The 25042-nt window shown below is 67.0% G+C and carries 24 protein-coding genes and 1 tRNA gene; 10 read left to right on the top strand and 15 right to left on the bottom strand.

The features are described 5' to 3' along the window. The 5 genes from ACI2JO_RS13205 to ACI2JO_RS13185 form a co-directional block, all read right to left on the bottom strand. Positions 1–959, bottom strand: a 959-nt coding sequence (locus ACI2JO_RS13205; RefSeq protein WP_404721146.1) for a dihydroxy-acid dehydratase, incomplete at its 3' end; no start/stop codon positions are given. A 52-nt stretch (positions 960–1011) separates the two neighbouring features. Continuing rightward, positions 1012–2223, bottom strand: a complete 1212-nt coding sequence (locus ACI2JO_RS13200) for an SGNH/GDSL hydrolase family protein (RefSeq protein WP_404721145.1) — start codon at positions 2221–2223, stop codon at positions 1012–1014. Positions 2224–2498: 275 nt separating this feature from the next. Continuing rightward, positions 2499–3821, bottom strand: coding sequence for an MFS transporter (locus ACI2JO_RS13195; RefSeq protein WP_404721144.1), 1323 nt, complete (start codon positions 3819–3821; stop codon positions 2499–2501). Between the two features lie 262 nt (positions 3822–4083). Further along, positions 4084–5295 (bottom strand): D-mannonate dehydratase ManD, encoded by a 1212-nt coding sequence (gene manD / locus ACI2JO_RS13190; protein WP_404721143.1) that lies wholly within the window; start codon positions 5293–5295, stop codon positions 4084–4086. Between the two features lie 8 nt (positions 5296–5303). Continuing rightward, entirely contained in the window at positions 5304–7691 is a 2388-nt protein-coding gene (locus ACI2JO_RS13185) for a glycoside hydrolase family 3 N-terminal domain-containing protein (RefSeq protein WP_404721142.1), read from the bottom strand. Positions 7692–7809: 118 nt separating this feature from the next. On the opposite strand from ACI2JO_RS13185, the gene ACI2JO_RS13180 reads away from it, so the two are divergent. From ACI2JO_RS13180 to ACI2JO_RS13160, 5 genes are all read left to right on the top strand, one after another. Then, positions 7810–9888: an alpha-glucuronidase family glycosyl hydrolase gene (locus ACI2JO_RS13180; protein WP_404721141.1), complete on the top strand. Its 2079-nt coding sequence runs from the start codon at positions 7810–7812 to the stop codon at positions 9886–9888. A 59-nt stretch (positions 9889–9947) separates the two neighbouring features. Further along, positions 9948–11015: a LacI family DNA-binding transcriptional regulator gene (locus tag ACI2JO_RS13175; protein ID WP_404721140.1), complete on the top strand. Its 1068-nt coding sequence runs from the start codon at positions 9948–9950 to the stop codon at positions 11013–11015. Positions 11016–11080: 65 nt separating this feature from the next. Continuing rightward, the gene (locus ACI2JO_RS13170) at positions 11081–11752 is read left to right on the top strand and encodes a glutathione S-transferase family protein (RefSeq protein WP_335307451.1); all 672 of its coding nucleotides are present in this window, start codon (positions 11081–11083) and stop codon (positions 11750–11752) included. Continuing rightward, positions 11752–12123, top strand: a complete 372-nt coding sequence (locus tag ACI2JO_RS13165) for a tRNA-binding protein (protein ID WP_404721139.1) — start codon at positions 11752–11754, stop codon at positions 12121–12123. The genes ACI2JO_RS13170 and ACI2JO_RS13165 overlap by 1 nt, the downstream gene beginning before the upstream one ends. Next, positions 12123–12539: a secondary thiamine-phosphate synthase enzyme YjbQ gene (locus ACI2JO_RS13160; RefSeq protein ID WP_404721138.1), complete on the top strand. Its 417-nt coding sequence runs from the start codon at positions 12123–12125 to the stop codon at positions 12537–12539. The genes ACI2JO_RS13165 and ACI2JO_RS13160 overlap by 1 nt, the downstream gene beginning before the upstream one ends. 321 nt (positions 12540–12860) lie before the next feature. Here ACI2JO_RS13160 and ACI2JO_RS13155 read toward each other — a convergent pair whose 3' ends face one another. Together ACI2JO_RS13155 and ACI2JO_RS13150 are read right to left on the bottom strand one after the other, a co-directional pair. Then, positions 12861–13589, bottom strand: coding sequence for a class I SAM-dependent methyltransferase (locus ACI2JO_RS13155; protein WP_404721137.1), 729 nt, complete (start codon positions 13587–13589; stop codon positions 12861–12863). A 16-nt stretch (positions 13590–13605) separates the two neighbouring features. Then, positions 13606–14055: a GtrA family protein gene (locus tag ACI2JO_RS13150; protein ID WP_404721136.1), complete on the bottom strand. Its 450-nt coding sequence runs from the start codon at positions 14053–14055 to the stop codon at positions 13606–13608. A 159-nt stretch (positions 14056–14214) separates the two neighbouring features. Here ACI2JO_RS13150 and ACI2JO_RS13145 point away from each other — a divergent pair, with 159 nt between their 5' ends. Beyond that, entirely contained in the window at positions 14215–16011 is a 1797-nt protein-coding gene (locus tag ACI2JO_RS13145) for an AcrB/AcrD/AcrF family protein (protein ID WP_404721135.1), read from the top strand. An 18-nt stretch (positions 16012–16029) separates the two neighbouring features. Here ACI2JO_RS13145 and ACI2JO_RS13140 read toward each other — a convergent pair whose 3' ends face one another. The 6 genes from ACI2JO_RS13140 to ACI2JO_RS13115 form a co-directional block, all read right to left on the bottom strand. Next, on the bottom strand, positions 16030–16647 hold the full coding sequence (locus ACI2JO_RS13140) for a MarC family protein (RefSeq protein ID WP_404721134.1): 618 nt from the start codon (positions 16645–16647) through the stop codon (positions 16030–16032). After that, on the bottom strand, positions 16647–17516 hold the full coding sequence (gene folD, locus ACI2JO_RS13135) for a bifunctional methylenetetrahydrofolate dehydrogenase/methenyltetrahydrofolate cyclohydrolase FolD (protein ID WP_404721133.1): 870 nt from the start codon (positions 17514–17516) through the stop codon (positions 16647–16649). Before folD ends, ACI2JO_RS13140 begins: the two co-directional genes overlap by 1 nt. Then, on the bottom strand, positions 17513–17785 hold the full coding sequence (locus ACI2JO_RS13130) for a DUF167 family protein (protein WP_311770387.1): 273 nt from the start codon (positions 17783–17785) through the stop codon (positions 17513–17515). The genes folD and ACI2JO_RS13130 overlap by 4 nt, the downstream gene beginning before the upstream one ends. Before the next feature lie 26 nt (positions 17786–17811). Beyond that, complete coding sequence (locus ACI2JO_RS13125) at positions 17812–18123, bottom strand: YggT family protein (protein WP_184508482.1); 312 nt, start codon at positions 18121–18123, stop codon at positions 17812–17814. 67 nt (positions 18124–18190) lie between these two features. After that, positions 18191–19084, bottom strand: coding sequence for an acetylglutamate kinase (gene argB / locus ACI2JO_RS13120; RefSeq protein WP_404721132.1), 894 nt, complete (start codon positions 19082–19084; stop codon positions 18191–18193). 38 nt (positions 19085–19122) lie between these two features. Continuing rightward, a complete protein-coding gene (locus tag ACI2JO_RS13115; RefSeq protein ID WP_404721158.1) occupies positions 19123–19809 on the bottom strand; it encodes a queuosine precursor transporter in 687 nt (228 codons plus the stop codon). 212 nt (positions 19810–20021) lie between these two features. Between ACI2JO_RS13115 and ACI2JO_RS13110 the strand changes: the two genes are divergently transcribed. Continuing rightward, positions 20022–21356 carry a NupC/NupG family nucleoside CNT transporter gene (locus ACI2JO_RS13110; RefSeq protein WP_404721131.1) on the top strand — a complete coding sequence of 445 codons (1335 nt, stop codon included), beginning with the start codon at positions 20022–20024 and terminating at the stop codon, positions 21354–21356. 271 nt (positions 21357–21627) lie between these two features. Here ACI2JO_RS13110 and ACI2JO_RS13105 read toward each other — a convergent pair whose 3' ends face one another. Then, positions 21628–22428, bottom strand: coding sequence for a PEPxxWA-CTERM sorting domain-containing protein (locus ACI2JO_RS13105; protein ID WP_404721130.1), 801 nt, complete (start codon positions 22426–22428; stop codon positions 21628–21630). Between the two features lie 157 nt (positions 22429–22585). On the opposite strand from ACI2JO_RS13105, the gene aguB reads away from it, so the two are divergent. Further along, positions 22586–23434 (top strand): N-carbamoylputrescine amidase, encoded by an 849-nt coding sequence (gene aguB, locus ACI2JO_RS13100; RefSeq protein ID WP_404721129.1) that lies wholly within the window; start codon positions 22586–22588, stop codon positions 23432–23434. Between the two features lie 158 nt (positions 23435–23592). Here the strand turns inward: aguB and ACI2JO_RS13095 are convergent, their stop codons facing one another. After that, complete coding sequence (locus ACI2JO_RS13095) at positions 23593–24249, bottom strand: uracil-DNA glycosylase (RefSeq protein WP_404721157.1); 657 nt, start codon at positions 24247–24249, stop codon at positions 23593–23595. A gap of 23 nt (positions 24250–24272) precedes the next feature. On the opposite strand from ACI2JO_RS13095, the gene folK reads away from it, so the two are divergent. Both folK and ACI2JO_RS13085 read left to right on the top strand, forming a co-directional pair. Then, positions 24273–24761 (top strand): 2-amino-4-hydroxy-6-hydroxymethyldihydropteridine diphosphokinase, encoded by a 489-nt coding sequence (folK, locus tag ACI2JO_RS13090; RefSeq protein WP_404721128.1) that lies wholly within the window; start codon positions 24273–24275, stop codon positions 24759–24761. After that, positions 24762–24837, top strand: a tRNA-Lys gene (locus tag ACI2JO_RS13085). The last annotated feature ends 205 nt before the right edge of the window (positions 24838–25042 follow it).

Raw genomic sequence — 25042 nt, 5'->3', positions numbered from 1 at the left:
TACTCGCCGGCCGGCTGCAAATTGACGAGCAGCGGCACCTTGTGGCCCTCGGTCTCCCAGTCCTTGATCGGCAGCTCGACCCCGACGTGGCGCGCGAGTGCGGCGAGGTGGATCGGCGCGTTGGTCGACCCGCCGATCGCGGAATTGACCTTGATCGCGTTGTGGAAGGCATCTCTCGTCAGGATGTCCGACGGCTTGAGATCCTCGGCGACCATCTCGACGATCCGCTTGCCGGTAAGGTACGCGACCTCCTGCCGGTCGCGGTAGGGCGCCGGGATCGCCGCCGAGCCGGGCAGCGACATGCCCAGCGCCTCGGCCAGCGAGTTCATCGTCGTCGCGGTGCCCATCGTGTTGCAATAGCCGGTCGACGGCGCCGACGACGCCACCAGCCGGATGAACTCGGCATCGTCGATCTCGCCGGCTGCCAGCAGCTGCCGCGCCTTCCAGACGATCGTCCCCGATCCGGTGCGCTCGCCCTTGTGCCAGCCATTCAGCATCGGCCCGACCGACAGCGCGATCGCCGGGATGTTGACGGTCGCCGCCGCCATCAGGCACGCCGGCGTCGTCTTGTCGCAGCCGATCGTCAGCACCACGCCGTCGAGCGGATAGCCGTACAAAACCTCGACCAGCCCGAGATAGGCCAGATTGCGGTCGAGCCCGGCGGTCGGGCGCTTGCCGGTTTCCTGGATCGGATGCACCGGGAATTCCAGCACGATCCCGCCCATCTCGCGCACGCCCTCGCGCACCCGCTCCGCCAGCACCAGATGGTGGCGGTTGCAGGGGCTGAGGTCCGAGCCGGTCTGCGCGATGCCGATGATCGGCCGACCCGACTGCAATTCCTCCAGCGTCAGCCCGAAGTTCAGATAGCGCTCCAGATACAGCGCCGTCATGTCGATGTTCGCCGGATTGTCGAACCACGCACGGCTGCGCAGCTTCGTCGGATCGTGGGGGGCGGTCATGTCAGGCGGGCTCCAGAACGAGTCAGTTATATAGTCAGACAAATAGCATCGCTCAGCGCAGCGACGCCAGCGAAATTCCTTCCGCCATCGCGCGATAACCCGCGATACTCGGATGCAGCCCGTCGCCGCTGTCATAGGCAGGCAAAAGGCGGTCGGGCTGCGCCGGATCGCGCATCAGCCGGTCGAAGTCGATCACGTGATCGGCGTTGCCGGGGGTACGGATCCATGCGTTGATCGCCTGCCGGTCCGCCTCGCTCGCCGCGCCGGGATGATAATAAGCGTTGCTCGCAAACGGCATGATTGTCGCCAGATGCACTGTCATCCCCCTGCCCCGCGCGCGCGCCACCATCTGCGCATAGGCCCCCGTCACCCCCGCCACCACGGCGCGATGCGCCTCCGGGGTTGCTGGCTGTTCGCGGGTCAGCACGCCGATATCGTTGACGCCCTCCAACACGATCAGATGCTTCGCCCCTGCCTGCCCCAGCACGTCCCGGTCAAACCGCGCCATCGCGTTCGGCCCCAGCCCGTCGAGCAGCACGCGGTTGCCGCCGATCCCGAGGTTGAGCACCGCCGCCTTGCCGCCCAGCCGTCGCGCGAGCACGTCGGTCCAGCGCGCGTTGGTGTTCGGCTTCACGCCGTAACCGTCGGTGATCGAATCGCCGAATGCGACCACCCCGTTCGGCGCAGCGCAGCGCTCGACCTCCACCCCCGACAGCTGGAACCAGTGATCGGTCTTGGTCGCCTCCGCCAGATCGGTTGCACCGGTCGCGTCGCTCTTTGCGATCCACGATGTCGCGCGCGATCCGGGATGCGAGGTCTGCCCGTCCGGCGCTACGGGCAAATAGGCCGACACCGCCAGATCGTCGAACGCCGCGACCGGCAGCGTCACCGCGTCACTCCACCACTCCGCGCCCGGCGGCACGATCACCTCGCGCGCGCCGCCGAACGTCAGTGCGCGCAGGCTGCCCGGCGTCACCCGCGCGCTGGCGAGGTCCGCTGAGCGGGCGATGCTCGCGGCGGCGATGCGCAGCGGCGCGCGACCATAGGCGTTCGAGAAGCGCACCCGGACCCGCGCACCGCCCAGCGAAGGCCGGACGATCTGCCGCAAGGTCGCATCGCGCAAGGCGTCGTCGGGCAGGACGTTCTCGCCCTGCGGCGTCATCTGCGCCGATGCCCAGGCCGCCTGCCAGCTACAGGAGCGCGCAGCGGCGGGAGTGGCGGCGAGGCTGAGCAGCGCGGCGGCAAGCACGAACGAGGATCGCATGGTCGCTCCGAAAGAAAGAAGGGCCGGGCTCGCGAAGAGACCGGCCCCGAGAGTCGACACGCCGCATAAAGGGGAGAAAAGCGGCGCGCCTAACGCAATCAGAAATGCGGGCTGATACCGGATGGCACCGGAGGAAAGACGTCGGAAGCGGCACGGGCCGGGCCGGGCATGATGATCGACATCGTTCTCTCCATGACCGTTGCAGCCGGTCGCACCTGCTCCGAAAACATGCTCGCGCGGTGTTGATAGCGGTATCAAGAACTTGTCCGCTTCCGTCAACCGGCCTGCGACAGCCGGACGTCGCGATATCGCGGGTTGAGCAGGTGGAACACCAGCAACGCCACCAGATACGCCACGCCGCACGCGACGAAAAAAGGGCCGTAGCTCCCGACCGTATCGAGCAGCAGCCCGAGCGACTTCGACGCGATGAACCCGCCGACCGCGCCCGCGAACCCGCCCAACCCGATCAGCGTCCCCTGCGCGAAGCGCGGGAACTGGTCGCCCGGCAGCGCGAACAAATTGGTCGAGAAGCCCTGATGCGCCGCGCACGCCAGCCCGATCAGCAGCACCGCGATCCAGATGCTGCTCGCCTGCCCCGCGAACATCACCGGCAGCGCGAACAGCGCGCAGGCGAACATCGCTCGCTTGCGCGCGCGGCCCGTCGCCACCCCGCGCTTGAGCAGGTGCGACGAATACCAGCCGCCCGCGATCGCGCCGAGATCGGCAAGGATGTAGATCGCGACGAGCGGCGGGCCGAAGCTCTTCAGATCATAGCCATATTGCTTGTTGAAAAAGTCCGGCAGCCAGAACAGAAACGTCCACCACACCGGATCGATCAGGAACCGTCCCGCCATATAGGCCCAGGCCTCGCGATGCCGCAGCACGCGCAGGAAGCCGGCACGGCCCTGATCGACCGCCGGCTCGGTCTCGATCCACGCACGCTCCTCGGTCGTCAGCCGCGGATGCTCGGCAGGCTTGTGATACAGCCGCCACCACGCGAACAGCCACACCAGATTGAACAGCCCGGTGATGATGAACGCCCAGCGCCAATCGAGCAGCAGCCCCGCGACGATAAACCCGATCAGCAGCGGCGTGACCACCGCCCCGACGTTCGCCCCGGCGTTGAAGATACCGATCGCGAGCGCGCGCTCCTTCTTGGGGAACCATTGCGAGGCGGCGGCGAGCGCGGACGGATAGGTCCCCGCCTCGCCGAACGCCAGCGGGATGCGCGCAATAACGAAGCCGGTCGTCGAGGTGACGAGCGTCTGCGCGAAATGGCCGAGCGTCCAGCTCCCCATCGCGAGCAGATAGCCGTATTTCGGCCCGATCCGGTCGATCAGCCATCCGAAGATCAGGAAGCCGATCCCGTAAAAAACCTGAAAATAGCCGGTAACATCGCCGTAGCCGGTGTTCGTCCAGTTATAGAGTTCGGTCAGCTGCGGCTTGAGCACCCCCAGCACCAGCCGGTCGACGTACGACAGCACCACCGCCGCGAACAGCAAGGCACAGATGATCCAGCGCACGCGGCCTCTGGGTCGCGGCACTTCATGCACGGCGGTTTCGGGCGCGTGCTGCGCGGCGTCGGTGAAGTCGCTCATGCCGTACCGTTTCCTTGTCCGAAGCCTCGTGCCCTGCCCCGATCCGTTGGTGCTGAGAAGGCAGTGAGCCTGTCAAAGTGATCGGGTGAACATGCCCCCGGCATGTTCAGGATCGTCCTGGGGACGATCCGACCCGGCCACCGTCTCGACGCAGCGCCCCAGACCCACCCTTCGAGACGAGGCTTCGACAAGCTCAGCCTCTCCTCAGGACCAACGGATGTGATGATTGCGGGCGTCCGACACGTCGGCACCGGCGCCACCCTCACCAACTCCACAGGGTGCCATCCTCCAGCCGGTTCACCGGCAGATAGGCGCGCTTGTATTCGTAGCCCGCGGCTAGCTCTTCATCGATATCGACCCCCAGCCCCGGCGCATCGCCCGGATGCATCATCCCGCTCTCGAAACGGTACGCATGCGGGAACACCGCGTCGGTCTCGGCCGTGTGCGGCATATGCTCCTGCACCCCGAAATTCGGGATCGACAGCCCGAAGTGCAGCGCCGCCGCCATCGTCACCGGCGACAGATCGGTCGCGCCGTGGCAGCCGGTCCGCACCTGATACAGATCGGCGAGCGCGGCGACGCGGCGCAGGTGCGTGATCCCGCCACCATGGACGATCGTCGTGCGAACATAGTCGATCAACTGATTCTCGATCAGCGCCTTGCAGTCCCAGATCGAATTGAACACCTCGCCGACCGCGATCGGCGTCGTCGTGTGCTGGCGGATCAGCCGGAACGCGTCCTGATTCTCCGCCGGGGACGGGTCCTCGATCCAGAACGGGCGGTACGACTCCAGATCGCGCCCCAGCCGCCCCGCCTCAATCGGGGTCAGCCGGTGGTGGACGTCATGGAGCAGGTGCACGTCCGGCCCCAGCGCCTCGCGCGCCGCCGCGAACAGTTCGGGCACGACGCGCAGGTATTTTTCGGTCGACCACACCGACTCGCTCGGCAGCGCGGCATCGGCGGGCTCGTAGCGTTGCCCCGGCTTGGCGACACCATAGGTGGAGGCGAGCCCCGGCACCCCGCATTGCAGCCGGATCGCCTTATAGCCCTTGTCGCGCTCGGCCAGCGCAACCGCGATCGTGTCCTCGATCGACGCGCCATTTGCGTGGGCATAGACCATGCACGACTCGCGGCTCGCGCCCCCAAGCAATTGATAGACCGGCAGCCCCGCGAGCTTCCCCTTGATATCCCACAGCGCCACGTCGACCGCCGCGATCGCGGTCATCGTAACCGGCCCGCGCCGCCAGTACGCGCCCTTGTAGAGATACTGCCAGATATCCTCGATCCGATGCGCGTCGCGCCCGATCAGGCACGGCACGACATGTTCGGACAGATAGGCGGCGACCGCCAGCTCGCGCCCGTTGAGCGTCGCGTCGCCCACGCCGGTCGTGCCGTCGTCGCAGGTGATCTTCAGCGTGACGAAGTTGCGCCCGGGGCTGGTGATGATAACGCGGGCATCGGTGATGATTGGCATGGTCTCTCTCAGGCGATGTCGAGCGTGACGGTCTGCAGGTCACGGCTGTTGGGACCGGTCATGATATCGAAACGGCCCGGCTCAACCACCTCCCGCATGTCCTCGTCCCACATGCGGAACGCCTCCGGCCCGAGCGTGAAGCGCACCGTCTTCCGCTCGCCGGGCGCGAGCGTGACCCGCGCGAACTCCTTCAATTCCCTGACCGGCCGCGCCACCGACGACACCTGATCGCGAACGTAGAGCTGCACCACCTCGTCGCCCGCGCGCTGACCGGTATTGGCGACATCGACCTCGACCATCACTTGCCCGGCGGCTGCGATGCGCGGCGCGGACAGCCGCGGCGGCGACAGCGTGAACGTCGTGTAGCTCAGCCCGAAGCCGAACGGGAACAATGGCGCATCGTCGTCGAAGAGATAGCCGCGCCGTGCCGAGGGCTTGTGGTTGTAATAGAAGGGCACCTGCCCAACGTCGCGCACCACCGTCACCGGCAGCCTGGCGCCGGGATTGACGTCACCGAACAGCACGTCGGCGATCGCGTGACCGCCCTGCTGCCCGGCATACCAGCATTCGATGAGCGCATTCGCGCCCGCCACCACCGTCGGCCACGACGGCGGGCGACCGTTGATCGCGACGACGACCACCGGCTTGCCGGTCGCCTTCATCGCGCGGAACAGGTCGTTCTGCTCGCCGAGCAGGTCGAGGTCGGTGCGGTCGCCAAGGTGGGTCTTGGCATAGCCCTCGCGGCTGGTCTGTTCGGTATCGCCGATCGCGAGCAGGATCACGTCGGCACCCTTGGCGATCTCGACCGCCTCCGCGATCAACTGCCGGTTGCGCGCCGGGTCGGCGAGCAGCACTTCGTTGGCGGAGCGATCCTCGCTCTGCGTGATGAACACGCCCTGCGCATGGACAACCTCGGCCCGCCCCTTTAGCTTCTGGCGGACACCGTCGAGCAGCGACACCGAATCGGTCGGCAGCGACGAATAGCCGCCCAGCCGCGCCACCGCCGCATTCGGCCCGATCACCGCCACCCGCTTCTGCGCACCCGGCGTCAGCGGCAGCGTCCCGTCGTTGACCAGCAGCGCGATCGATTTGCCCGCCGCCTCCCGCGCCAGCGCCAGCGCCTCGGCGTTTGCGGTCAGCTTCGCGGCGGCGCGCGCGTCGACCGTCGCCTTCTCGAACAGCCCGGCGCGGAACTTCATCGTCAACATCCGCGCGCAGGCCAGGTCGACCGTCGCGACCGGCACTTGCCCCGCCCGCACCTGGTCGGCGAGTGTCCGGTACGCCACGCCATCGGGCAAGTCGCAATCAACCCCCGCCTCCAGCGCCAGCTTCGCGGCAGCCTCCTTGGTAGCGGCGACGTGGTGGAAATATTCCAGCTCCGGGATCGCGGCATAGTCGCTGACCACAGCGCCGTCGAAGCGCCATTCCCCGCGCAGGATCTTGCCCAGCAGCCAGTGGTTCGCATGGCTCGGCACGCCGTCGATCTCGTTGTACGACGGCATCACCGCCGTGATGCCGGTCTGCTCGACCACCTTGCGGAACGGCGGGAAATAGCTCTCGCGCAACTCGCGCTCGCCCAGCTGCGCGGGCGCGACATTGTTGCCCGCCTGCGGCTGGCCATGCCCGGTCATGTGCTTCAGCGTCGCGTGGACCTTGCCCGGCGCCAGCTCCTTGCCTTCGCCCTGCAAGCCCCTGACCGCCGCGACGCCCATCTCGCCGCAGAGATACGGGTCCTCGCCGAACGTCTCCTCGATCCTCCCCCAGCGCGGGTCGCGCGCGATGTCCACCACCGGCGACAGCGCCAGCGTCGTGCCATGCGCGCGCACCTCGCGTCCGATCACCGACTGCACCCGCTGCATAAGCTCGCGGTCGAAGGAGCCCGCCATCGCGATCGCCTGCGGAAAGCTGGTCGCCCCCGGCGCCATGTAGCCGTGCAGCGATTCCTCGTGGAACAGGATCGGGATGCCCAGCCGCGTCCGCTTTGCCCAGTCCTGCGCGGCATTGACGAAGGCGATCGTGTCGGCGGGCTTGCGCCACCGCCCGGTCACGTCGGTCCCGGTATTGTTCGCGGTCGCCGCCCCGCCGCGATCGGAGGGGCGCGCGATCTGCCCGATGCCGTGCGGATAGGCGCTGTCGGCCTTGCCCGGCGCAAAGGCGCGCGCCTCGTCCATCACGTCGCGCTTGGTGGTCGACAGCGTGATCAGCTGCGCGACCTTTTCGTCCAGCGTCATTCGCCCCAGCAGATCGCGGACGCGCAGATCGACCGGCGCGCGCGCGTCGCGATAGACCGGCGTACTGGCAGCGGCGGGCAGGAAGGCGAGCGCCGAGACACCCGCGCTCCAGCGCAGCAGCTCGCGACGGGCAATGACCGCGGTCGGTCGACGATGGGCGGTCACGCGCACATTCTCCTGACGTTCCCGATCTGACGCCGGGACTTGTGAAATTTCCTGATAGCGGTACCATGGCGGTTCAGAAGCGGCGTTGTCAATGCCGCCAAAGGTAGCGGGAGCGGTGATGAAGGCACGTTCGGGATGGCTGGGCGCGCTCGCCCTGATGCTGGCGGGTACGGCGCACGCCGATGACGGTTACCGGTTGTGGCTGCGCGCGCCGGCGGCAGCGCCGGCGGCAACGACGGTTGCGATCCGTGGCGACACCGAGACGCTGCGCCTCGCCGCCGCCGAGCTGTCGCGCGCGCTGCCTACGGGCCTGAACGTCACCGTCGCAACCAGCGCCGACTCCGGCATTGCGGCGCTGCGGCTGCCGTTCGCGCCGCTCGGCGACGAAGGCTATCTGGTCCGCCGGGTCACGCTCGACGGCACGCCGACGTTGCTGGTCGCCGGCAACACCGACCGCGGCGCATTGTACGGCGCGTTCGCGCTGCTCCGGCACCTCGCGACCGGCGGGACGGCGGCGAACGTCGCGCTCACCAGCGCCCCCAAGGTGAAGCTGCGCGTCCTCAACCACTGGGACAATCTCGATGGCACCGTCGAGCGCGGCTATGCCGGCGTGTCGCTCTGGGACTGGTGGACGCTCCCCGACTTCACCGACCCGCGCTACACCGACTATGCGCGCGCCAACGCCTCGATCGGCATCAACGGCACCGTCCTCAACAACGTCAATGCCAAGGCCGACAGCCTGACCCCGCGCTACATCGCCAAGGCGGCGGCGCTGGCGGACGTGTTCCGGCCATGGGGGATCAAGGTCTATCTCTCCGCGCGCTTCTCCGCGCCGATCGAGCTGGGCGGACTGAAGACCGCCGACCCGCGCGACCCGCAGGTCGCCGCGTGGTGGAAGGCGAAGGCCGACGAGATCTACCGCGCAATCCCCGACTTCGGCGGCTTTCTGGTCAAGGCGAACAGCGAGGGACAGCCCGGCCCGCGCGACTATGGCGCCAGCCACGCCGACGGCGCGAACATGCTCGCGGCCGCCGTGAAGCCGCACGGGGGGATCGTGATGTGGCGCGCGTTCGTCTATGCCGAGACCGATCCCGAGGATCGCGCCAAACAGGCGTACACCGAGTTCAAGCCACTCGACGGCACATTCGCCGACAATGTGCTGGTGCAGGTGAAGAACGGCGCGATCGACTTCCAGCCGCGCGAGCCCTTCCATCCGCTGTTCGGCGCGATGCCGAAGACGCCGCTGATGGTCGAGTTTCAGATCACCAAGGAATATCTCGGTTTCGCGACCCACCTCGCCTATCTCGGCCCGCTGTTCGAGGAAGTGCTCGCGGCAGGGACCGGGCGCGGCAACGAAACGGTCGCCTCTGTCGTCGACGGCACCAGCGAGCGGCACCGGCTGACCGGCATGGCCGGTGTCGCCAACATCGGGCGCGACCGCGACTGGTCGGGCTCGACCTTTAATCAGGCCAATTGGTACGCCTTCGGCCGCATGGCGTGGGACCCGACGCTCAAGGCGGAGCCGATCGCGCGCGAATGGGCGCGGCAGACGTTCGGCACGAACCCGCAGCTCGTCGACACCGCCGTCAGCATGATGATGGGCTCGCGCGAGGCGGTGGTCGATTACACCGGCGCGCTCGGCCTCGCGCATCTCATGGCCACCGGCCACCACTACGGGCCCGGACCATGGGTCGCCGACCTCGCCCGCCCGGAGTGGAACCCGGTCTATTATCACAAGGCCGACCGCGACGGCATCGGCTTCGACCGGACCAAAACCGGCAGCAATGCGGTCGCGCAATATGCGCCGCCGGTCGCGAAGCGTTTGGCCGATCCGAAGACCACCCCCGAGCGTGAGCTGTTGTGGTTCCACCATGTCGCCTGGGATCGGAAGATGCCGTCGGGCAAGACCTTGTGGGAGGATCTCGTCGCGCACTACGATCGCGGCGTCACCTATGTCGGTGACATGCGCCGGCAGTGGGACGGCGTGCGCGCGCAGGTCGACGCGGAGCGCTGGCAGAAGACCGCAACCTATCTGGCGGTGCAGGAGCGCGAGGCACGCTGGTGGCGTGACGCCAGCCTTGCCTACTGGATGTCGGTCAACGGTCGCGCCCTGCCCGCCGGGGTCGCACCGCCCGCGCACGATCTGGCGTGGTACAAGGCGCAGTCCTTTCCTTACGTTCCGGGTCACCACGACTAATCTGACGCTTGCCGACGCCGCTCGGGCCCGCCAAGAACCGTCCGCATGGACTGTCCGGCATGAACGAACCGCGCGGGTCGCGCCGCCAACGCAACGCCCCGACGATCAGCGACGTCGCGGCGCGCGCGGGCGTGTCGCCGATGACGGTCAGCCGCGTCATCAACCGCGAAGGCAGCGTCCGCGACGCGACCCGCGCGCGCGTCGAGGAAGCGATCGCCGCACTCCGCTACGCGCCGTCCGCGGCGGCGCGAATGCTGGCGGGCGGTGAGGACTTCCGGCTGGGTGTCCTGCACACCACGACCAGCCTGTTTTACTTCAGCGAGTTCCTGGTTGGCTGCCTCGATCAGGCCGCGCGCCAGAACGGCCAGATCATCGTCGAGCAGTGCGCCGAGGGGGCGGAACTGGCGGCGATCGAGCATCTGCTGAACGGCCGCGTCGATGGCCTGCTGCTCCCGCCCCCGCTCGGCGATGCCGAGACGGTGCTGGCGATGCTGCGCGAGCGCGATGTGCCGGTCGTCGCGGTGTCGACCGGGCGCGCGCCGGAATGGGCGCTGTCGGTCAGCATCGACGATCGCAAGGCCGCTTACGAGATGACGCGCCATCTCGGCACGCTCGGCCATCGTCGGATCGGTTTCATCAGCGGTGCCGCCAACCAGAGCGCGACCGGCGAGCGGCTCGCCGGCTATCGCGATGCGGTGGCGGATCTGGGGCTCGACGCCGACGATGCCCTGATCGCGGAGGGCAATTTCGGCTATCGCTCCGGGCTCGACGCCGCGGAGCGGTTGCTCGACCTGCCCGATGCGCCGAGCGCGATTTTCGCCAGCAATGACGACATGGCCGCCGCGACCGTGGCCATCGCGCACCGCCGTGATCTCGACGTGCCGGGCGATCTCACCGTCTGCGGATTCGACGATTCGGCGCTGGCGACGACGGTGTGGCCCGAACTGACCACGATCCGCCAGCCGGTCAGCGACATGGCGCGCACCGCCGTCGACCTGCTGATGCGGGAGATACGCCAGCGCCGGGGCGGTGGCAGCGAGGATCATCCGCATGTCGTGGTCGATTACGCGCTGATCCGGCGGCAGTCGGACGCGGTGCCGCGCCGCCGCCCGCGCGCCACGGGCTGATCGCCCCGCTTCCGCGACGAAGGCGCTTCCCCCCGCCCCCTACTTCAGCCTAACAGCGCCAATATATGTGGCAGCTCTATCAGTTCCCGCTGTGTCCGTTCACGCGCAAGGTCCGTACGCTCCTCAATGAGAAGGACGTGGGCTATCAGCTCATGCGCGAGAATCCGTGGGAGCGGCGCGACGCGTTCATCGACATGAACCCCGCCGGGCAGACCCCGGTGATGACCGACAACGATCGCGGCGTCGTGCTGGTCGATTCGATGGCGATCTGCGAATATTTCGAGGAGACTGTCGAGCGAGTCGCGATGATCAACGGCACCGCCGCCAATCGCGCCGAAATCCGCCGGCTGGTGGCGTGGTTCGACACGCATTTTTACCGCGACGTCACCCAGCCGCTGCTCGACGAGCGCATGATCAAGCGCATCGCGCACCGCATGGCTCCCGACGCGTCGCGACTGCGCGAGGCGATGAAATCGGCGGTCGGGCATCTCGATTACATCGACTTCCTGCTCGATCACCGGAAATGGATCGCCGGTTCGACGATCAGCCTCGCCGACCTCGCCGCGGCGGCGCAGATTTCGGTCGCCGATTATCTCGGCGGGATCGACTGGGCGGGCCATGCACTGACCAAGGCATGGTATTCGGCGTTCAAAAGCCGCCGGAGCTTTCGTCCGCTACTCGCCGAGCGGATCAGCGGCATCGAACCGCCTAGCTATTACGAGAACCCGGACTTCTGATGCACGCCACCCACGATTCCGCCGCCCCGCCCGCGCCCGCGATCGGGTTCGACGACTTTCTGGCGGTCGATGTGCGGGTCGGGACGATCGTCGCGGCGGAGCCCTTTCCAGAGGCGCGCAAGCCCGCCTTCAAGCTGACGATCGACTTCGGCCCGACGATTGGCACGAAGCGCTCGTCGGCGCAGATCACCGAACATTACGACTGCGACGGGCTGGTCGGGCGACAGGTCGCGGCGGTCGTCAACTTCCCGCCACGCCAGATCGGCAAGTTCATGTCGCAGGTGCTCACCCTCGGCTTCCCTGATGGGGACGGAAAGGTCGTGCTGGTGCACCCCGGCGTTCCCGTGCCGAATGGCGGGCGGCTGTTCTGATGCGGCAGGCGCACGGCAGACTGACGATCGCGACGCGCGGGGCGGGACTGGTCGAAGTGACTGGCGAGGTCACGGCATGGCTCGATGCACAAGGTATCGTCGACGGTCTGCTGACCATCTTTTGTCGTCATACCTCGGCCTCGCTGCTCATTAACGAGAATGCGGCCCCCGCGGTGCGACGTGATCTGGAGCGATATTTCCAGCGGCTTGCGCCCGAGTCACGTGACTATGAACATGACGATGAAGGGCCGGACGACATGCCGGCGCATCTGAAGACCGCGCTGACCAACGTCTCGCTCGGCATTCCCGTGGTCGACGGCCGGATGGTGCTGGGCACGTGGCAGGGCCTTTACCTGTTCGAACACCGCGCCGCCCCCCACCGCCGCACACTCGCGCTGCATGTGATCGGCGCGTAGCCGCGCCGCCAAAACCGTCGTCCCTGCGCCAGGCAGGGACCCATGTCTGTTCCGTCCGGGCCCGCCGCCGACGCAAAGCCTGGCACCAATGTGCGAGCCGACCGCACAAACTCGACAGCCATAGGCCCCTGCCTCCGCAGGGGCGACACGCCTGAGAGTGCGATCATCCAAGCTGAAGTGTCGCCCCGGCGAAGGCCCGGCCGGGTTGGAGGACGCTGCTGATGCGCGTCGCGCTTCGTCACCTCTGCCTTTTCGACCGGACCCCGGCCTTCGCCGGGGTGACGACGTCGAGGTTCAAGCCAGCGGGCTCGAATTCTAACGCTACTTCGGCTCCGCCAGCGTCAGGATCGACACACCCGTCGGCATCGGCACCCGCCCGACCAGATGCCGTTCGAGCCCGAAAATTCGCTCGAACAAGGCGTTGAGCGGCGCGGCGGGGGGCGAATCGTCGCTGTCGTCGCGACCGGTCAGCCGGCCCGCGATCCGCGCCGCCGCCGCCAGCGGAAACAGCAGCGAGTTGAAATAGGTAAGCCCGCGCTCCTTGAGCCCCGCCCTGTGCAAGGCGCCGAGCAGCGTCTTCTTGGAATAACGACGATGATGGTGGTTCACCACGTCGTGCGCGCTCCACATCCACTGATGCGCGGGCACCGCGATCACGATTTTTCCGCCCGGTGCCAGACACTCACGCATTGCCGCCAGCGCGGCGACATCGTCCTCGATATGCTCGACGACATCGAGCACGGCGATCAGATCGTAATGGCCACGCGGCACGCCGGGCAGCGCCGGTAACGGCGCATCGCTGACCGGCTTGCCGAGCCGCTGGCTGGCGATCTCGCGCGCCGCCGGATCGATCTCGATTGCGTCGACCTCACCAAAGGCTGCCAGCATCGGCAGATTGTGCCCGGTGCCGCAGCCGATCTCCAGAATTCGCGCCGACGCCGGCAGCTTGCCCTCGCGGGCCAGATAGTCGGCGAGGATGTCGCGGCGCGCGCGATACCACCAATGGGTGGAATCATGCTCGGCCATGCGATCATAGACGCGGCGGTCCATCAGCGATTACTCTTGTTCAAGCGAACACCCAGAAACGATAAAGTACGAACGTCACCATCGGCGTGACGAACACGTTGGTGACGAGCGGCCACCATGTCGCGCCGTGCATCGGCCCGGTCAGGAACCATACGAAGAAGGTGTTGAGCGCGAAGCTGACCAGGGTGACAACCAGAAAGCGGCCGCCGGTGCGCGAGACATTGTCGCGCGCACCCACGTCGCGGAAACTCCAGCGACTGTGGATGACATAGCCGGCGACCATCGACACCAGATAACCGAGCACATTGGCGATCAACGGCCAGACGCTGCGATGCTCGATGGGCCAGCGCACCTGCGCATAGGTGGCGATCGGCCAATAGACGGCGGCATAGATGGCGGTGGCCGCGCCGCCGGTCAGCCCGAAGCGTACCAGCTGCCAGAACAGCGCGCGCAATTGCTCGATCTTGCCGTGTGTTCGCAGCGTTGCCACTAGCTTGCCCCTTCCCTCGCCCGACTAGGGCCGCGCGCGGGTGCTGGCAATGCCCGCGTGTGTGCGAGCACGGGACGCCCGTTGCCGTTTCCTGCCCCGCGTCCTAAGCACCGCCGCATCGACGGGCCGCCCCTTACGGCGCGGCGTGAAGGAAAAGTGTTGACCAACCATTTGTTGCCGCCCGCCACGCAAGACCGGGCCGCGCGGACGCTCGACCGCCACTGGCTCCGGCTGACATTGCTGGCATGGGCGGGGATCGCGATATGGTACGTCTGGCAGCGCTGGGCGGCGATTCACTGGCTGTCCCTGGGCGACACCGACGACAACATGCGGTTGATGCAGGTCCGCGCACTGCTGAATGGTCAGGGCTGGTTCGACCTGCGCAACTACCGGCTTAATCCGCCGGGCGGGTTCGACATCCATTGGTCGCGACTGGTCGATCTGCCGATTGCCGGGCTGATCGTCTTGCTGCGCCCGTTCGTCGGGATGGCGGAGGCCGAACGGCTGGCGTGCGGGATCGCGCCGCTGCTGCCGATGGCGGTGGTGCTGGTGGCGATGGGCGCGACGCTGCGCCGGCTGGTGCATCCGCTGGCATGGCCGCTGGGGATCGCGCTGTTCCTCGCCACCAATGTCGCGCTTGGCATGTTCATGCCCGACCGGATCGATCACCACGGCTGGCAGCTCGCGATGTTGGCGGTGACGGTCGCCGGACTGTGCGATCCGCAACGTCGACGCGGCGGTGCACTGGTTGGTACCGCGACCGCGATTTCGCTTACGATCGGGCTCGAAATGCTTCCCTATGCCGCGATGGCGGGGGGTATTATCGCGCTCGCCTGGGTATGGGAGCGGGCAGAACGTGAACGGCTGGCGCTCTACGCACTGTCGCTCGCCGGCGGCGTGGCGGCGGGTTTCGCGGCCTTCACCTCCTACGCCAACCGCGTCTATCGCTGCGACGCGCTGACCCCGGTCTATGCCTCCACCGTGGTGCTGGCGGGCGGACTGCTGCTGACACTCGCGGTCGCCTCGCCGCGTAAGCCGTTGACAAGGCTTTTTCTGGCTGTCGCAGCCGGTGCAGTGGTCGCGGCCTTTTTCGCGCTCGCCTTCCCGCAGTGCCTTGGCCGTCCCGAGCAGGTGTCGAACGAACTCTATACGAGCTGGCTGTCGCAGGTCCGTGAGGCCAAGCCGATTTACCGCCACCCCCTGCGCGTCGCCCTGCCGATCGTGACGCTCCCGCTGATTGGATTAATCGGCGCATTATTCGCCACTTGGCGTGCGCGGCAGCAACCGACGCTGCGCGGCTGGGCGTGCGTGGCGCTGTTCGGCGCGTTCGCGGCGCTGATGCTGCTGTGGCAGGCGCGCGCCGGACCGGCGGCGCAACTCCTTGCAATCCCTGGCGCCGCGGCGCTGGCGTGGATGGCGGTGCCATGGCTGATCGCACCGCGTTATTGGTGGGCAAAGGCGGCGGCTGCGGCGGCGCTATTCGTGATCGTCTCGGGCAGCTTCACGCAGATCATTATCGACCAGTTCAAGGTCGACCGCCCCAGCGCCTATGTCCGCCGTGTCAACAAGGCGACCGGGCGCTGCCTGACAATCCCGGCGATGCAGCCACTTAACCGCTATCCGGCGCAGACCGTTTTCACCTTCGTCGATCTCGGTCCGCGACTCATCACGCTGACGCATCACGATGCGATCGCCGGACCATATCACCGTAACGGCGACGCGATCCTCGACGTCCACCACGCCTTCATGGGCACGCCCGAGGTGGCGCGCGCGATCATGAAGCGTCACGGCGCAACGATGCTTTTGGTGTGCCCGGACATGGCTGAGTCGACCAATTACCGTGCCAAGGCGCGTGGTGGCTTCTACGACCGGCTGGCGAAAGGCGAGCATTTCGACTGGCTGGTGCCGCTGCCAATCAAGAAAGGATCGCCGTTCAGGGCGTTCCGGGTGGAATAAGCGTTCGCAGTTACGACGTTACCGCAACTGCTCCATCACCCCGTCGATCACGAACTGCACCGCCAGCGCGGCGAGCAGCACGCCGAGCAGGCGGGTGATGACCGCCTCGATCTTGACGCCCAGCACGCGCATCAGCGGTCCAGCGGCGAGCAGTGCGATCAGCATCAACAGCAGGTTCGCCGCCAGCGCCGCCATCACGACGGCAGTCTGTTCGATCCCGTGGCTGCGCGCGGTGAGCAGCATCACCGAGGCGATCGACCCCGGCCCGGCGATCATTGGCATCGCCATGGGGAAGATTGAGACATCGTCGGCCTCTTCCTCGGTAATCTTGGCGGCGCGGTCCTCGCGGCGCTGGGTGCGCTTCTCGAAAACCATTTCCAGCGCGATCAGGAACAGCATTACCCCGCCCGCGATGCGGAAAGACGCCAATTCGATCCCGAGTGCGTGAAGCAGCGGCTCGCCCGCCAGTGCGAAGACCAGCAGGATGCCTGCCGCGACCGTCACTGCGCGGATCGCCATCGCACGGCGGTGCGCGGCGGTCGCTCCGGCGGTAAGCCCGGCGAAGATCGGGGCGCAGCCGGGCGGATCGATGATGACGAACAACGTGATGAACGACGAGACGAACAGTTCGACCATCAGAGCGCCGGATCGACCGCGATACCGGCGCGTCGCCCGGCGGCGACGAGCGTGTTGCGCATCAGCACCGCAATCGTCATCGGACCGACGCCGCCCGGCACCGGGGTGATCGCGCCCGCGACGTCGGCGGCGCTCGGGTCAACGTCGCCGACCAACCCGTCTTCGGTGCGGTTGATGCCGACGTCGATCACGGTCGCGCCGGGCTTGATCCACTCCGGCTGGACGAATCCGGGAATGCCGACCGCGGCGACGACGATATCGGCCTGACGAACATGCCCCATCACGTCGCGCGACCGGCTGTGGACAGTGGTGACGGTGCAGCTCTGCTGGAGCAGCAGCGCGGCCATCGGCTTGCCGACGATGTTCGAACGGCCGATCACCACCGCTTCCAGCCCCGCCAGATGCGGGTGGATGTCCTGCAGCAGCATCAGGCAGCCGAGCGGAGTGCACGGCACCAGCCCGTCGAGCCCGGTCGCGAGCCGCCCGGCATTGACCGGGTGAAAGCCGTCGACATCCTTGTCGGGGTCGATGCGGGTGATGACCGCGCGCTCGTCGATATGTTTCGGTAGCGGCAACTGGACGAGGATGCCGTCAACCGTCTCATCGGCATTGAGGCGATCGACCAGCGCGATCAGCTCCGCCTCGGTCACATCGGTCGAGAGGCGATGCTCGAAACTCTCCATGCCCGCAGCAACGGTCGCCTTGCCCTTGGAGCGGACATAGACCGAGGAGGCGGGGTCTTCGCCGACCAGCACCACCGCGAGGCCGGGCTTGCGCCCCGCCTGGTCGGTAAAGGCGGCGGCCGCGGTGGCGACACGGCCACGCAGCTTGGCGGCGAATTCTTTTCCGTCGATGAGGCGCGCTGTCATGGCGCGACCGCATAGAGCGAAGCGGCGGCGCGCGCCAGCACCTGCGGATCGCCCACGATCGTCAGCCGCTTCAACCGCGCGGTCTGCCCCGCCACCAGCGTGACGTTGCGCTTCGCGACGCCGAACTGCTTCGCGACCAGCGCAATCAAGGCTGCATTGGCCGCGCCGTCGACGGGGGCGGCGGAGAGGCGCGCCGCGAAATGCTCGTCGGTGCCGGCCAGCAGCGCATCACGTCCGCCGCGCGGGGTGACGCGCACCGCGATCGCGATCCCGTCTGCCGTCTCGCGCCAGGCACTCAGATCGCCGCGCCGCCGGTCATCGCGCTCAGCGCGATATTGTTGAGGATGATGTTGATAATCGCCATCAGCACCAGCACCACCGCCGGCGCGAAATCGATCCCGCCGGTGTTCGGCAGCATCCGGCGGATCGGGCGGTACAACGGCTCGGTCAGGCGATCGAGACCTTCGTACAGCGAGCGGACGAAGTTGTTCGAGGTGTTCACGACGTTGAACGAGATCAGCAGCGACAGCACAAATTGCACGATGATGATCCACCAGACGAGGTTCAGGATCACCTGCAGGATCTGGATGATGGTGGTCGTCAGCACGCCGGGCGTCTCCCAATAGGTGTGCCGGTAATGTAGAGCACCGGCGGGCGGATCGAAAGGCTGCCGCTCATTTGCGGATCAGCGTGCCTGCACCGCGCTTGGTAAAGATTTCGAGCAGCATCGCGTGCGGCACCCGCCCATCGAGCACCACCGCCGCATCCACGCCGGATTCCACCGCGGCGACGCACGTCTCCAGCTTGGGAATCATCCCTCCGGAGATCGTGCCGTCCGCGCGCAGTTCGGCGACCGCGGCGGGGTTGAGGTCGGTGACCAGTTGCCCCTGCTTGTCGAGCACGCCGGCCACGTCGGTGAGCAGGAAGAAGCGCGATGCCCCCAGCGCGGCGGCGATCGCGCCCGCCATCGTGTCCGCATTGATGTTATAGGTGTGGCCGTCCGAACCGATGCCGATCGGCGCGATCACCGGAATGATCCCGTCGCGGCTGAGCGAATCGATGATCCGGCGATCAACCGCGACCGGCTCGCCGACGAAGCCGAGATCGACCTTGCGCTCGATCCCCTGCAACGGATCGGGATCACTGCGGCCAACCTTTTCGGCCTGCACCAGCCCGGCGTCCTTGCCCGAAATGCCCACCGCGCGGCCCCCGGCGCGGCCGATCCAGCTGACGATTTCCTTGTTGATCGAGCCGGCCAGCACCATCTCGGCGATCTGTGCGGTTTCGGCATCGGTGACGCGCAAGCCATCGACGAAGCGCGATTCCACGCCCAGTCGCTTGAGCATCCGCCCGATCTGCGGCCCGCCGCCGTGCACGACGACAGGGTTGATCCCGACTGCCTTGAGCAGCACCACGTCCTCGGCGAAATCGGCCTGCGCCTCGGGATCGCCCATCGCGTGGCCGCCGTATTTCACGACGAAGGTCTTGCCGGCATAGCGTTGCAGGTACGGCAGCGCCTCGACCAACGTTTCGGCCTTCAAGGCGGGCGACAGGTTCGGATCGGTCATGACCGGCGCCATAGCGGCGGTAGCGCGCGCGGAAAAGGTCAGGCGTCGAGCCGACGTCCGATCGCGACCAGCGCGTAGATCAGCGGGGGGACGAGTGCGATCGACAGCACGATCTTGGCAAGCATCTGCCCCGCCATCAGCCAGCCGACTGCCGACAGGCCAAAGGCGATCGAGATGAACAGAATCGAATCAACGATCTGGCTGAGCGCGCTGGCGGTTGCGGCGCGGAACCACAGCCATCTGCCGCCTTCCCGCCCCTTCAGCCACGAGAAGATCGTGACGTTGAGCGTCTGCGACACGCCATAGGCCACGATTCCGCCGGCCCAGATCCATGGCGTCGCGCCCATCATCTGGTGGAAGGCGGCGAGATGCCCGGCGTCCATCTCCGGCGCCGCGGGCAGGACGAGCACGATCAGCGTCAACGCCATCGAGACGAGCAGCGGGACGAACCCCATCAGCACCAGCCGCCCGGCGATTTTCTGGCCGTGAAGTTCCGCGACCGCGCTGGAGGTGACAACCAGCAGCAGGAAGGCGAAAATTCCAGCTTCGACGGCGAGCGGCGGCAAGCCGACCAGCGGGCCGAGCCGCGAAATCGGGCCGAGCGACACCTGTTTGTTGCCGAGCACCCCGGCGATGCAGACCATCCCGCCGTAGAAGATCGAAAAGGCGAACAGCGAGGGCGAGATCGCGCGGCGGGCGATCGGGCGATGGTCGGGGGCTTCCATCGCGGCGGTGTACGGGGCGGCGGCGGGGCGGGCAAGGTGTTGGCGCCGCACCTCCTTCGTCAGTGCGAGCGCAGCGAAGCAAGCCAGCGCGACGCGCGGAACACGGGATTGCTTCGCCGCGCTCGCAATGACGGCTCACGTCCGCCCGATCTTGGCTGGCGATCCGCCAGCGGGCATGTCATGGCGCGGAACTTCGGCAGCGAAGAAGAAAAATGCAACGGACTCTCATCGGCCTGGCGGGCATCGCCGTCATCCTGCTGCTCGCGGTGCTGCTGTCCGCCGACCGGCGTGCGATCCGGCTGCGGATCGTCGCGAGCGCGTTCGCGCTGCAGGCGACGATCGCGACGATCGTGCTCTACTGGACGCCGGGGCGCGCGGCGCTGGCCGGCGCATCGTCGGGGGTCGCAGCGCTGCTCGGCTATTCGCAGAAAGGTACCGAATTCTTGTTCGGCAACCTCGCCAGCCCGGCAGTCGGCGGACAGAGTTTCGCAATTGCGGCACTGCCGGTCATCATCTTCTTCGCCAGCCTCGTCTCGATCCTCTATTATCTGGGCGTCATGCAGTTCGTGGTCCGCTGGATCGGTGGCGCGATCGAGAAGGTGATCGGGACCAGCAAGGTCGAGAGCCTGTGCGCGGCCGCCAACATCTTCGTCGGGCAAAGCGAGTCGCCGCTGGTGATCCGCCCCTATCTCGCCGGGCTGACTCCGGCGCAGGTGTTCACGGTGATGACGAGCGGGATGGCGGGCGTGGCGGGGACGATCCTTGCCGCTTATGCCTCGATGGGGATCAGCATCGACTATCTGCTTGCGGCCAGCTTCATGGCCGCGCCGGGAGGGATCCTGATGGCCAAGATCATCATGCCCGACCGCGTCGTCCCGCCCGAGGGAGAGCTCCCACTGGGCGATCTGCCCGACGAGACACGCCAGATCGAACTGGCCGAGGCGCGGATCAGCGGACGTGGTCCCGCCGCGCTGCTCCCCGAAGGGACGCCCGGCGAGCCGCTGCCCGATGCGACGCATGACGAGGAAAAGCCCGCCAATCTCATCATGGCCGCGGCGCAGGGCGCGCAGACCGGCGTCAAGCTGGCGGTGGCGGTCGGCGCGATGGTGCTGGCGTTCGTCGCGCTGGTGGCGCTCGCCAACGGGCTGCTCGGCGCGGCAGGCGGGTTGATCGGGATGCCGGGGCTGAGCTTCCAGGGGCTGCTCGGCTATGTGTTCCAGCCGGTCATGTACCTGCTGGGCGTACCGTGGAGCGAAGCCGCGATCGCCGGCGGGCTTTTCGGCGAAAAGATCGTGCTCAACGAGTTCGTTGCATACATCGACCTCGGCAAGCAGGCGGCGGCCCTGTCGCCGCGGACGATCGCGGTGGTGACGTTCGCCTTGTGCGGCTTTGCCAATTTCAGCTCGATCGCGATCCAGATGGCGGTCACCGGCAGCCTTGCGCCCAATCAGCGCCCGACGATCGCGCGGCTGGGGCTGCGTGCGCTGGCGGCGGGGAGCCTCGCCAATCTGATGAGCGCGGCACTGGCGGGGCTGCTGATCGGCTGAGGCCGCGACGCCGAAGTTGTCGAAGTTTGCGCAGAACGGCCGCCGCGCGCATGGTCGGGGCGGCGGCCGGCGAGCGCCTCGCCCATGCTGGCAGATGTTGGACGGTGTAGGACAGCGGTTCGTTGCCCCGATGGCCGGCTTTTGAGCCAGTCGCTGAAAGTCGGAGCGATTTGTCGGATCAGGCCCAACGATGTTCGAGGCTGTCGCCAATCGAAAAGGCCGCCGGATCGCTCCGACGGCCTTGCCGCACGCAAAAGGTTCAGCGCAAGGATCAGGCCAGCGCGGCCTTGCCGTTGCTGCGGCGACGGCGGACCGCCGCGCCGATCATCCCGAAGCCCATGATCATCGTCATCCAGGTGGCCGGCTCCGGCACAGCGCTCTTCACGACAATCGAGTTCAGCTTGAACGCGTCGTTCTGGTTGTCCGGGCCGAAGTAGGAGCCACCGATGACCCAGACGTTGCCGCCCTGGCTGGGCGACAGATTGTAGGTCTGCTTGTTGCTCGAATACTTGGTGCTGTCGCTGTTGAACCAGGCCTCGCCCGACTGCTTGGAAGTATCGACGTTCAGGCCGTCCGCGAGCGTCTTCAACGACGCGGCGGTCATGGCGGCACCGAAGCCGAGCGAACCACGCGCGATGAACGCATCGTTGTCGGCATAGTTGTTACCGGACAGCATGTAGGGCGTGAGCACAGCCGATTGCAGCGACACGGCCTGGTCGAACTGCAGGACCATGAACTCCCAGCCGTTCTTGTTGTCGATCGTGTGATAGTTTCCGCTGGTGCTTTCGCCCGTCTGGTAAATGCCCAGACCGTTCGAGCCCCACGAGCCGATCTGCGCCGACTGATAGGTGCCGTTCGTCAGCAGCGTCCAGGCGGTCGCGCGCACGTTCATGGTCGACTTGCCGTCGGTCGACTTAACGACGTAATTGATCGTGCTGTACGGCGTGCCGTCGGTGATCGCCTTGCCGTTCGACGTCCCCGTCGCGGTGCTGATGATGAAATCGGCGGCCTGCGCCGGCATGGCGGCGAACAGCGCGCCGGCGGCGATCGCCAGATGCACGAAACGAGTCATTTTTCAGAATTCCCCTTTACTTGTCGGCGACTAGCTTTTCCTTATCTGGATCAGCCGTGCAATTGGCTTGCGTAACGACCACGTCCCTGATCGGTACAGTTCCAACCACTTACCGACAGGAGTGGAATCCCGGCTGCGGGTCGCCTAAATGCGCAGCATGACCGAGATCACCGTCGCCGCGCTCCAGCTCGCCTTTTCCGCCGATATCGACGCGAACATCGCGAAGGTGTCAGACGCCGTGCGTGAGGCGCATGGCCGTGGCGCGCAGGTGATCCTGCCGCCTGAATTGTTCGAGGGCGAATATTTCTGCCGCGTCGAGGACGAGTCGTTGTTCGCCAATGCGGCACCAGTGACGGAACACAAGGCAGTGCTGGCGATGCAGGCGTTGGCCGAGGCGCTGAAAGTTTACATCCCGACCAGCTTCTTCGAACTGGACGGTCCGCATCATTATAATTCGCTCGCGATGATCGGCCCGGACGGCGAGGTGCAGGGCGTCTATCGCAAGAGCCACATTCCCGACGGGCCGGGCTATGAGGAGAAGTTCTATTTCCGGCCCGGCAACACCGGGTTCAAGGTGTGGAACGGTCCCAGGGCAAAGCTGGGCGTGGGCGTGTGCTGGGACCAATGGTATCCCGAGACTGCGCGCGCGATGATGCTGATGGGCGCCGAGGTGCTGTTCTATCCGACCGCGATCGGCAGCGAGCCGCATGATACGTCGCTCGACACCGCGCGGCTGTGGCGGCGTGCGATGGTCGGCCATGCGGTGTCGAACGTGGTGCCGGTGATCGCCGCGAACCGCGTCGGCGTCGAGCATGACCAGACCTTCTATGGCACCAGCTTCATCACCGACGAGCGCGGCGATATTCTGGCGGAACTGGACCGCGAGGAAGAGGGCGTGATCGTCGCGACGATCGACCTGAACCGGGTGCGCCGCCACCGCGCGGCGTTCGGGTTCTTCCGCGATCGCCGGCCCGAGCTGTACGGACGGCTAGTACAGGATATCTGAGGCTTTTCGTCATTGCGCGCGCAGCGAAGCGATGACGGGGGAGACGAGACGGCGGCGTCGGGAATCACATCGGACACGAACACCGCCGTTCGCCTTGAGCTTGTCGAAGGACGTGCCCCGGCGCCGTGCTTCGACAAGCTCAGCACGAGCGGGAAGGTTCAGGCCCGCAGTTCCAGCGCTTTCGCAAACACGCTCTCAAACATTTCCTCGGTCAGCCGACCGGTGTTCTGGTTGTAGCGCGAGCAATGGTAGCTATCGATCAGCACGCGCCCGTCGGGGACACGGTGCACCGCACCATGCTCGAAGCGCGCCTTGGGCAGCTTGCCGCCGAGCACCTTGACCACCGATTGATGCGCGACCTGTCCCAGCGCGATATAGACGCGCGCAGCCGGCAGCGCGTCCGCCTGCCCCGCCAGGAAGGTGCGACAGGTGCGGACTTCCTCCGGGGTGGGCGCATTGCCCGGCGGCAGGCATTTGACGGCGTTGAGGATGATCGCACCGTCGAGCGTGATGTCGTCCTCGCGGCTGCCGGTGAAAGTGCCGTGCGCCAACCCGAACTTCGCAAGCGTGCCGTACAGGAGCGCCCCGGCACCGTCGCCGATAAAGGCACGGCCGGTGCGGTTCGCGCCCTTCATTCCCGGCGCCAGACCGACGATCGCCAGCCACGCCTGCGGATCACCGAAGGCGGGAACCGGGGCATTCCACCATTCGGGATGCTGCGCGCGCAACTCCTGACGGAGGTCGACGAGGCGCGGGCAACGCGGGCAATCGAGCGGCGGTTCGGTCGCGGGCAGCGGAGAGGGTGCGGAGTCCATCGCGGTGCGATAGGCGTTTAAAGATGGTCGCATCAATCTTTCTCATCGCGCTGGGATCGAATCGCCGCGGGCGGCACGGGGGCCCGCGCGACGAGGTGGCGGCGGCGTTGCGACTGCTCGGCGGACGCGCTGCGCCGATCGTCGCGAGTGCCCCGCTTGGACCGTCGACACGCACCTTCGCCAACAGTGCGGTCCTGGTCGAGAGTGACGAGACGCCGCCCGCATTGCTCGCGCGACTCAAGGCGATCGAGCGCGCGTTCGGGCGGCGGCGCGGGCGACGCTGGGGCGCGCGGGTGCTCGATCTCGACATCATCCTGTGGTCGGGCGGCGCATGGCGGAGCCCGACGCTCACCATCCCGCATCCGGCGTTCGGCGCGCGCGCGTTCGTGCTGGGTCCAGCGACGGCGATTGCGCCGCGGTGGCGCGATCCGGGCAGCGGGCTGACGGTGCGGCAGCTTCATGCCCGGTTGACCCGGACGCGTACCGCCCCTAACCGGCTTCGATCCGCGTGAGGGTCCGTAGCTCAGTCGGTAGAGCAAGCGACTTTTAATCGAGAGGTCCCGGGTTCGAGCCCCGGCGGACCCACCACGCGGGGCTTGCTGGTAGCCCATCCCTCTCTTGTTCGTCATTTCTGCGCAGGCGTGACCTGTGCGACGTTCCGTCAGTTGCCCGCCATCGTTCGTCGCCCCGGACTTGTTCCGGGCCCACTGCCTTCCGAAACGAACGACCCAGGCGCTCGCGGGACGGTGGACCCCGGAATAAGTCCGGCATGACGACTGGAGTTTCGCAGTTA

It is taken from the genome of Sphingomonas sp. NPDC079357 (assembly GCF_044901155.1).
Classification (GTDB): Bacteria; Pseudomonadota; Alphaproteobacteria; order Sphingomonadales; family Sphingomonadaceae; genus Sphingomonas.
Note: the sequence above shows the minus strand (reverse complement) of the source record. Positions and strands in the feature narration are given on the sequence as shown.